Origin of the sequence: Caballeronia sp. EK, assembly GCF_014384845.1 — a bacterium.
Taxonomy (GTDB): domain Bacteria; phylum Pseudomonadota; class Gammaproteobacteria; order Burkholderiales; family Burkholderiaceae; genus Caballeronia; species Caballeronia jiangsuensis.
Map to the genome: position 1 here is coordinate 1 of NZ_JACSUE010000050.1, position 6,577 is coordinate 6,577.

At 57.3% G+C, this 6,577-nt stretch carries 6 protein-coding genes and 2 pseudogenes; 3 read left to right on the forward strand and 5 right to left on the reverse strand.

Annotation, left to right across the window (positions count from 1 at the left end):
• Positions 1-151: 151 nt before the first annotated feature.
• Positions 152-283 (forward strand): annotated as a pseudogene (locus tag IAG25_RS40685) (IS5/IS1182 family transposase); the annotation flags it as partial.
• Positions 284-610: 327 nt separating this feature from the next.
• Here the strand turns inward: IAG25_RS40685 and IAG25_RS40690 are convergent.
• Together IAG25_RS40690 and IAG25_RS40695 are read right to left on the reverse strand one after the other, a co-directional pair.
• A complete protein-coding gene (locus tag IAG25_RS40690) occupies positions 611-3,385 on the reverse strand; it encodes a pentapeptide repeat-containing protein (RefSeq protein WP_187609842.1) in 2,775 nt (924 codons plus the stop codon).
• Positions 3,386-3,893: 508 nt separating this feature from the next.
• Positions 3,894-4,163 (reverse strand): hypothetical protein, encoded by a 270-nt coding sequence (locus IAG25_RS40695; RefSeq protein WP_187609843.1) that lies wholly within the window; start codon positions 4,161-4,163, stop codon positions 3,894-3,896.
• 101 nt (positions 4,164-4,264) lie between these two features.
• Between IAG25_RS40695 and tnpA the strand changes: the two genes are divergently transcribed.
• Together tnpA and tnpB are read left to right on the forward strand one after the other, a co-directional pair.
• Entirely contained in the window at positions 4,265-4,753 is a 489-nt protein-coding gene (gene tnpA / locus IAG25_RS40700; protein ID WP_187609844.1) for an IS66-like element accessory protein TnpA, read from the forward strand.
• A 99-nt stretch (positions 4,754-4,852) separates the two neighbouring features.
• A pseudogene (gene tnpB / locus IAG25_RS42460) lies at positions 4,853-5,002 on the forward strand (IS66 family insertion sequence element accessory protein TnpB); the annotation flags it as partial.
• 70 nt (positions 5,003-5,072) lie between these two features.
• Here the strand turns inward: tnpB and IAG25_RS41990 are convergent.
• From IAG25_RS41990 to IAG25_RS40715, 3 genes are all read right to left on the reverse strand, one after another.
• Positions 5,073-5,300, reverse strand: coding sequence for a hypothetical protein (locus tag IAG25_RS41990; RefSeq protein WP_255504349.1), 228 nt, complete (start codon positions 5,298-5,300; stop codon positions 5,073-5,075).
• The gene (locus IAG25_RS40710) at positions 5,272-6,126 is read right to left on the reverse strand and encodes an integrase (protein ID WP_187609845.1); all 855 of its coding nucleotides are present in this window, start codon (positions 6,124-6,126) and stop codon (positions 5,272-5,274) included. The genes IAG25_RS41990 and IAG25_RS40710 overlap by 29 nt, the downstream gene beginning before the upstream one ends.
• 145 nt (positions 6,127-6,271) lie before the next feature.
• Positions 6,272-6,577, reverse strand: a 306-nt coding sequence (locus IAG25_RS40715) for a transposase (RefSeq protein ID WP_187609846.1), incomplete at its 5' end; no start/stop codon positions are given.

Consider the following 6,577-nt stretch of genomic DNA (forward strand, 5'->3'; position numbering starts at 1 on the left):
CTGGCGCTTACGCGTACGTTTGGTCGTCAAATCGAACCCAAGATTAGCTTGTTTCATCCTCACATCGTCGCAGCCGTCGTCGTTCTCGGCAAGCGCCGCGGAAGATATTTACGCAGACCCTCCCTAGGTCGACAATTTGTAAAATGGAGGCTCGGCTCGATGGCATGTTGCGATGCGACCCAGCAAGCGAAGGCAACTGAACCTGAAGAACCGTGTCGATGCAATATACGACAAAATCGAACGACTGAAGGCCGGCATTCGTGCGAAGGTCGAGCATCCTTTTCCGAATTCTTTCTGTGATAGTACTACTTAGCGTTGCGATACGCAGCGGGTTCTGCAGAGCCTCCTTAACTAGTCTGACCTGTCTTTCTACAGTCAGAAAGAATTCGACGCCATCGGCGACAGCCTGAACAGCCAGCCCCTTGCGACTCACGCGTTCCAATTTCCATTCGAGGTCTTCGCTGCGACGCTTGCCTCAGCGAGCCAACCTCACGGTTCTAAACACGAGACTCCGTGTTGCGCTTCAGTTTGAAACCGCCCAACGATGCCGCCAGCGCTGCGCGTTCACTGATGGCCATCATTGCCCGATCCCGCAGCAACCGGACGAACCTCAATATTGTCTCCATTTTGCAGGTATGGCTACGGTATAGATTGCCTCCAAGCGTATATTATTCTTCGCCTGGTCTCGTAGCGCTTCTTGCAGTTTGCCGGAAAGTAGCTTTGTGCACGTGAGGAGTTTCCCCTCCCCAAGGAGCCGCCCCTTATGATCCACCAGCTCGTCTTTTGAAAAGCCCTTGACATTAGGATCTAGGTCGTCGGCATGATTCAGCATTGCGACCGCCAATACGCGCAGCCCCTCTGGCGAATCCAATTCCTCACCAAACATCAGGGAACTACTCGCGTACGACAATGAGGCTGCATGGGATCTGAGGAAAAAAGCCTTTTCGGCGTCGGTCAGGGCACCATGTACTGCCTCGGCCTCCGCAAAGAGCTGCTCCAGCAGGCCTTTTTGAAAACGCGCATTCGAGAACTCCTTGAACACGACGAAATCATCGTGATCATGCCCCACCAGCGGAAGAATGAACCGCTTCAGATCCGCTTGGGCCTGCGGAGTGGTCCACTTCTGGCTCACGCGGCCGGCGGCCCCAATCATGTAACCTTCGACATACTCCGAGGGAATCACGGCCTTCACGATCTTCTCCAGCGACTGACCCGATAGTCGCGAGATGCTTTGGGCATGCAACACACGGAATTGTGTAAGGTGCGTCTGATTGAAAAGCGGATAGAACTCCGCTTTTGCCATCATCAATTCGTCAGGTTTGCCACTCGATTCATCAGGCATACGACTCCAGTCGACGGCAACGAATACATTGCTTAACTCTTCACCCGGCTCGTCGGGGGCCCGCATACCGTTCTTAAAGTCATCTTTGGTCAGCAGGATGCAAACCTCCATTTCCTTGGCAAGCAACGGAAAATATGACGATTCCGGCTCGCACATTAACTCAGAGGATATTGTCACAAACCGTTTCAATTTATCAGGAAGTACGCTTAGGTAAGTCTCGCGCAGCGCCGATGCACGCTCACCCAACTCTTCATGCCGTTCCGCCGCATCCAGTATCTGCAGCAAACTGAAGCTGTTCTCACGAGCCCATGCGTAGCCCTCGGGTTCCGGTTGTGTCAACTGTGTCTGTGCATGCCCCAGCATGACCTTCAGTGCGGATAGGGGCCAACTCTCCACCGGGAATGAAACATCCTGATAGCTCGAGAACAGCCTTGGAAGCATCTTCTGAACAAAGGAGTTGATCGAAACACTCTTATCCTGATACTCAGGATGAGCGAGCAGGAACTCCGTGACCACAGCTTGAACATCAGGATCGTTGACACCTGCGCTCATGACATCGTCTAGCGCCTTTATCGCCACTTCCATACACTGGATCTTTCTATCACCCCCTAACCGCGCGTCTATGGCAGTCAGGATGCTGCCGGAGCGAGGATTGTTCCGGTGGTTAAAAAGAACATCACGTGCTTCTGGACGGCGTAAGTCCGCCGATACCCCCGAGAAGGTGATATCGGAAAGCATTTCGTCGGTAAACAGATCGCGACGGATGATAGTTTCCAGGGAAAATGTCGTCTGAGTCAAGGTTGTCTCGCGCACGTTTGCCAGGGACAGGTCCACCCCGCTCAGGTCCGCTCCGCTCAGGTTCGCGAATTGAAGGTTTGCTCCGCGCATGTTCACTCCGCGCAGGTTCGCTCCGCTCAGGTTCGCTCCGCTCAGGTCCGCTCCCATCAGAACCACTCTGCTCAGGTCCACTCTGCTCAGGTCCACTCCACGCAGGTTCAATCCGCGCAGGTCCACTCTGCTTAGGTCCACTCTGCTCAGGTCCACTCCAAACAGTCTCGCTAGACGCAGCTCCGCTCCGCTCAGGTCCGCTCCGCTCAGCTTCGCTCCGCTCAGGTCCGCTCCGCTCAGGTCCGCTCCGCTCAGGTTCGCTCCGCTCAGGTCCGCTCCGATCAGATTCGCTGCGCCCAGCCTCGCTTCGCTCAGGTTCGCTCCGGTCAGGTTCGCTTCGCTTAGGTTCGCTACTCTCAGACTCACTCCGGTCAGGTCGGCTCCGCTCAGGTTGGCTCCGCTCAGGTCCAATCCATGCAGGTTCGCTCCGCTCAGGTCCAGCCCATGCAAGTCCACTCCGCGCAGGTCCATTCGGGGCAGCTGCATTCTGTCCATTTGGACTTGATGCGCTATAAGCGCAATCCGTCTCGGCCGCGGCATGCGTTCAAAAGCTTCCCAATACCGGTAATCATCTGCCCTGTGCATAACAATTTCCCGTTCCAGAAGTGTCTTGAGCTCATCGATGGTGCAACCCTCGATGGCAAAGGACTCCGACGTCTCGCCAGTCTTCACAGTAATGGTGAGGACTGTGCCGTTCGCGCCGGTATCCTCGGAAACCTCCAGCTCACCGCCGTGTTTCAGCTCTATCGAAACAGAATGATTACCCGGGCCCTCAATCAAGTGAGCCTTTTCGAAGATTGCTTGCTGAAGATCTACCACCGCTTGTGTGACGGCATCTTCTTTCTGGTAGCTGCTGATGCGCTTGCAAACCCGCTCGATGAGCAGTCCAATAAACGCAGTCAACAGGGTGATGGTCGCCGTCACTGTCCCACGTGAGCGGGAAATATTGAAGTCCCCCGCCCGTTTCCCCATGATTTCTTCACTGTTGGCGGTGGCACCCCAAAAGGCTTTACGGCTAAACGTGGGAACGTTTTTGCCGTCCACGCCCAGCCGGAAGGCTGCGTGCGAGCCTCCCCCGAAACGGTTCACCTGCCCATCAATTGGAGTTTTACCGAAAAAAGCTCGTGCAAAGGTTTGTGCAGTTACAACCGGCATAGTGGAGGTGGTCCTGGTCAATTTACGCTGTTTAGCTTGCCATTGATGCACGGATCGCTGAAAGATGGTTCCCTTCTCCTGGCATTCGGCTTCACCATCGAACGTGCAGGACAATTCGCTTGCCCGGATGGCTGTAGGTCAACACGCTCCATGATGACTAGGATCGGGTTAACGCGCATTGGCGAATCTGCCTGAAGTTCACTAATTTGCGTGCTGTCCGACCCGCGGCCAGCCGAATCCGAGCCGATGGGGTCGAACGCCACCCTGAATTGCGGGGCGTTGATGCCTAGTGCGGCGAGCCATCGTGGCACGGCATGGCTTTCCTTTTGCAGCCGCCTATCAAGCGGTCAATGCATACGGGGACGTGTTGCGCGCGCCGGCGATGACTTGTCGTCCAGTGATGGAAGCTGCCGACTATGGAAACCGCGTCCTCGCCGGCACTCCGCCGCGACTCGGCTTACCTGGAGTGGGTTAACACCCGGGATCCGGGTATCTTTGCACCGACGGCTCATTTGCCCGTCGCCACATTTGCGATCACGGCATCCTTCTGACGGCTCTCACGCGACGAGCCGAACTCGAAGTTGAAGTAGTCCTTCAGGCAGCCGCCGAAGATGCCGGCGATCGTGCTGATGATCCCAACGGCTTCGCCGGGCAGCTTGTCGCGAAAGAGCGCGACGGAGCACAGGCACGCGATCAGGCCGATGCAGACGAATACAACGGCCGCATCGACACGCCAGTTCTCGCCGTGCGTAGACAGAGCGATATCGCGCGCGCACATCGGCGGTGTTCTGTGTATCGTAAGCGCGAATTTATGCGCACATAGCGTCTGGATTGTGAGCAGGGCAAGCTGTGTCCACTGATATTCTGTGGACACAGCCCATGACTCAGACCGGTTCAGATACGGCGCTTCTCGCGATTACCCTTGTTGGGCGCGACGGCAAGCGTCGCTACGACTCGCAATCCAAACTTAGGCTGATCGAGGCCTGCCTGCAACCCGGTGTCTCAGTAGCCGGGTTGGCGCTCAAAGCCGGTGTGAACGCAAATCAGCTGCGCCGATGGATCATTCTGCATCAGCAGCGCAGCGGCGCCCCCGTAACTGCGGATATTGTCGATGATGCGACGACGCCTGTGGTGCCATCGGCATGTGTGACGGTCCACCAGGCTGGTCGCGGCGAGCGCGTTGAGCGGACCCGCATCTCGACGCCCGCCTCCGAGCCTGCGGGTATAAATCCGGCCTTGCGCTCGCGACTGACGGTGGAGATGCCCAACGGGGTGACGCTGCGGCTGGACTGCACCGCGGGTGATGCGTCGCTGGTATCGGCCATGATCGAGAGTCTGGGACGCTGCACTGTTCAGACTCGACGTTAGCCTCAAGGTGTATGTTCATCGCGAAGCCGTCGATTTCAGGAAGTCGATCAACGGGGCTCGCCACCCTGGTAGAACAGGCAGGGCTGGACCCCTTTTGCGCCGGCGCTCTACGCGTTCAGCAACCAGCGCCGCAATCGCATCAAGCTGCTCGGCTGGGACGGCAACGGCTTCTGGCTGATGATGAAGCGTCTCGAAGAAGACCGCTTCGCCTGGCCGCGCCGGCAGCAAGCCGTGATGGAACTGAGCGGCACTCAGTTAAATCGCCCGCAAACCCAATACCAGAAAGGCTCTTCTAATATTCGCAGATTCGTTTCTAAAATCAGGCGGTTTTCGGAAGCTTCAGACGAATTTTGCGGAGCGGCGTTTTACGGTCTTTCATGTAGACCTTCGTCGTCGCAATGTCACTGTGCGCTGCGGCAATCATCAGGGCATCCATCTCGTACCCTTGCGCCTTGGCATCGGTCATCGCCTTGGCACGGATGTCCTTAATCGTGTAGCCGTGCTTCTCCAATCCGGCCTTAGGCTCGCTGCCAGACGCGCAGCGCATGCGTGTTGATCCATTGGCCGCCCGATCGGTTGTGCACCACGTAGGGTGACTTGATTTTCCCGGTCGTGCGCGCGCGCTCCAGCACGGCTTCGATCTCGTCTGTGATCGCCCAGTCGATAGCGATGCCGCTCGACTCGCGAGTTTTCGACGGAACGAAGTGAATCACGCCGTTCTCGCGATCCACCCAGTTCTCGACCTTGTCATCAGTTTTTCGCCAGCGTAGGTCCCGAATCTCGGTCGAGCGCTGCAACGTCAGATAGCAGAGATCCACGAGACAGAGAGTCATCGGCGTGTCGATCTTCGCTCGGATCGCCTCGAAGTGATCGTTCGGGATGTACACCTGACGCGGTCGCGGTGCCACGATGCGCATGCCCGTCCCCGGATTCGGCTGATTATAATAGCCTTCCCCGCGACACGATTGAAAGAAGCCGCTCATGAAGGCCCGCATGGCACGCTGCATCGAGAGCTTGTCGGCCCAGTTGTTCCGAAGGAATCGAGCGGCGGCCGCCGTATCTGCGTCTTCGATGTCGCCATCCGCGAAATCTTTCTTGACCGGGTTGCCGTAGTTGGCCCACCCCTTTTCCCGATGCTCGCCTTTCTTGGCCGAAATGTAGAGATCGACGAGGGCAGGGATGTTGCCGGTTCCCTTGTTGCCCTCGCGTTTCTTCATCTCGGCAGCGAGACGCTCGTGCATCTTGCGTACGCCTTCGTCGACGCGACAGAGCTTGATCCACGGGCCATTCTTCGGATACCAGTACCAGCTACCGCTCTTCAAATAGACGCGGTTAGGGAGACCGTCCGGGACGGCGCGGCGACGTGCGTTCATTTTTGTTTGCTGTCAGAGACGAGGACGACGCGCTTCTTAGTCTTACTGTGTCATTAAATATGTCGAGGCAGAACTGCAGAATGGGCATCGCTGGAGCCGCTTAGCGACGTGCGCAGCGATGCACCAGCGCAGCGTGGCGATCGAGTCAGCCACGTGGCGCTGCGCGCGCTGGGGAGCCGCGTGGCACGTAGTCCGAGGGTAAGCCAGATGTGTCGCGGATCGCAGCGTTTTTTTTACTACCTCCCTGAATGAGGCGCTGAGCAACGAGGAAGCCGTAAGCGGCAATGCATAGCGATGCATGGTGATGAAACCCGCGCCAGCCGCGCCCCTCAAAGTGCCCGAGGCCAAATTCCTGCTTCAGGTCCTGGTAATCACGCTCGATGCGCCAACGCATTTTTGCAACCTGAACGAGGCGGTCCACAGGCGTGCCTGCGGCCAACGTCGAGAGCCA

What these genes read in the sequence shown, in the direction of transcription:
- IAG25_RS40690 (WP_187609842.1), bottom strand. Translation starts at nt 3,385, where the DNA reads ATGCCGGTTGTAACTGCACAAACCTTTGCACGAGCTTTTTTCGGTAAA.
- IAG25_RS40695 (WP_187609843.1), bottom strand. Translation starts at nt 4,163, where the DNA reads ATGTGCGCGCGCGATATCGCTCTGTCTACGCACGGCGAGAACTGGCGT.
- tnpA (WP_187609844.1), top strand. Translation starts at nt 4,265, where the DNA reads ATGACTCAGACCGGTTCAGATACGGCGCTTCTCGCGATTACCCTTGTT.
- IAG25_RS41990 (WP_255504349.1), bottom strand. Translation starts at nt 5,300, where the DNA reads ATGCGCTGCGCGTCTGGCAGCGAGCCTAAGGCCGGATTGGAGAAGCAC.
- IAG25_RS40710 (WP_187609845.1), bottom strand. Translation starts at nt 6,126, where the DNA reads ATGAACGCACGTCGCCGCGCCGTCCCGGACGGTCTCCCTAACCGCGTC.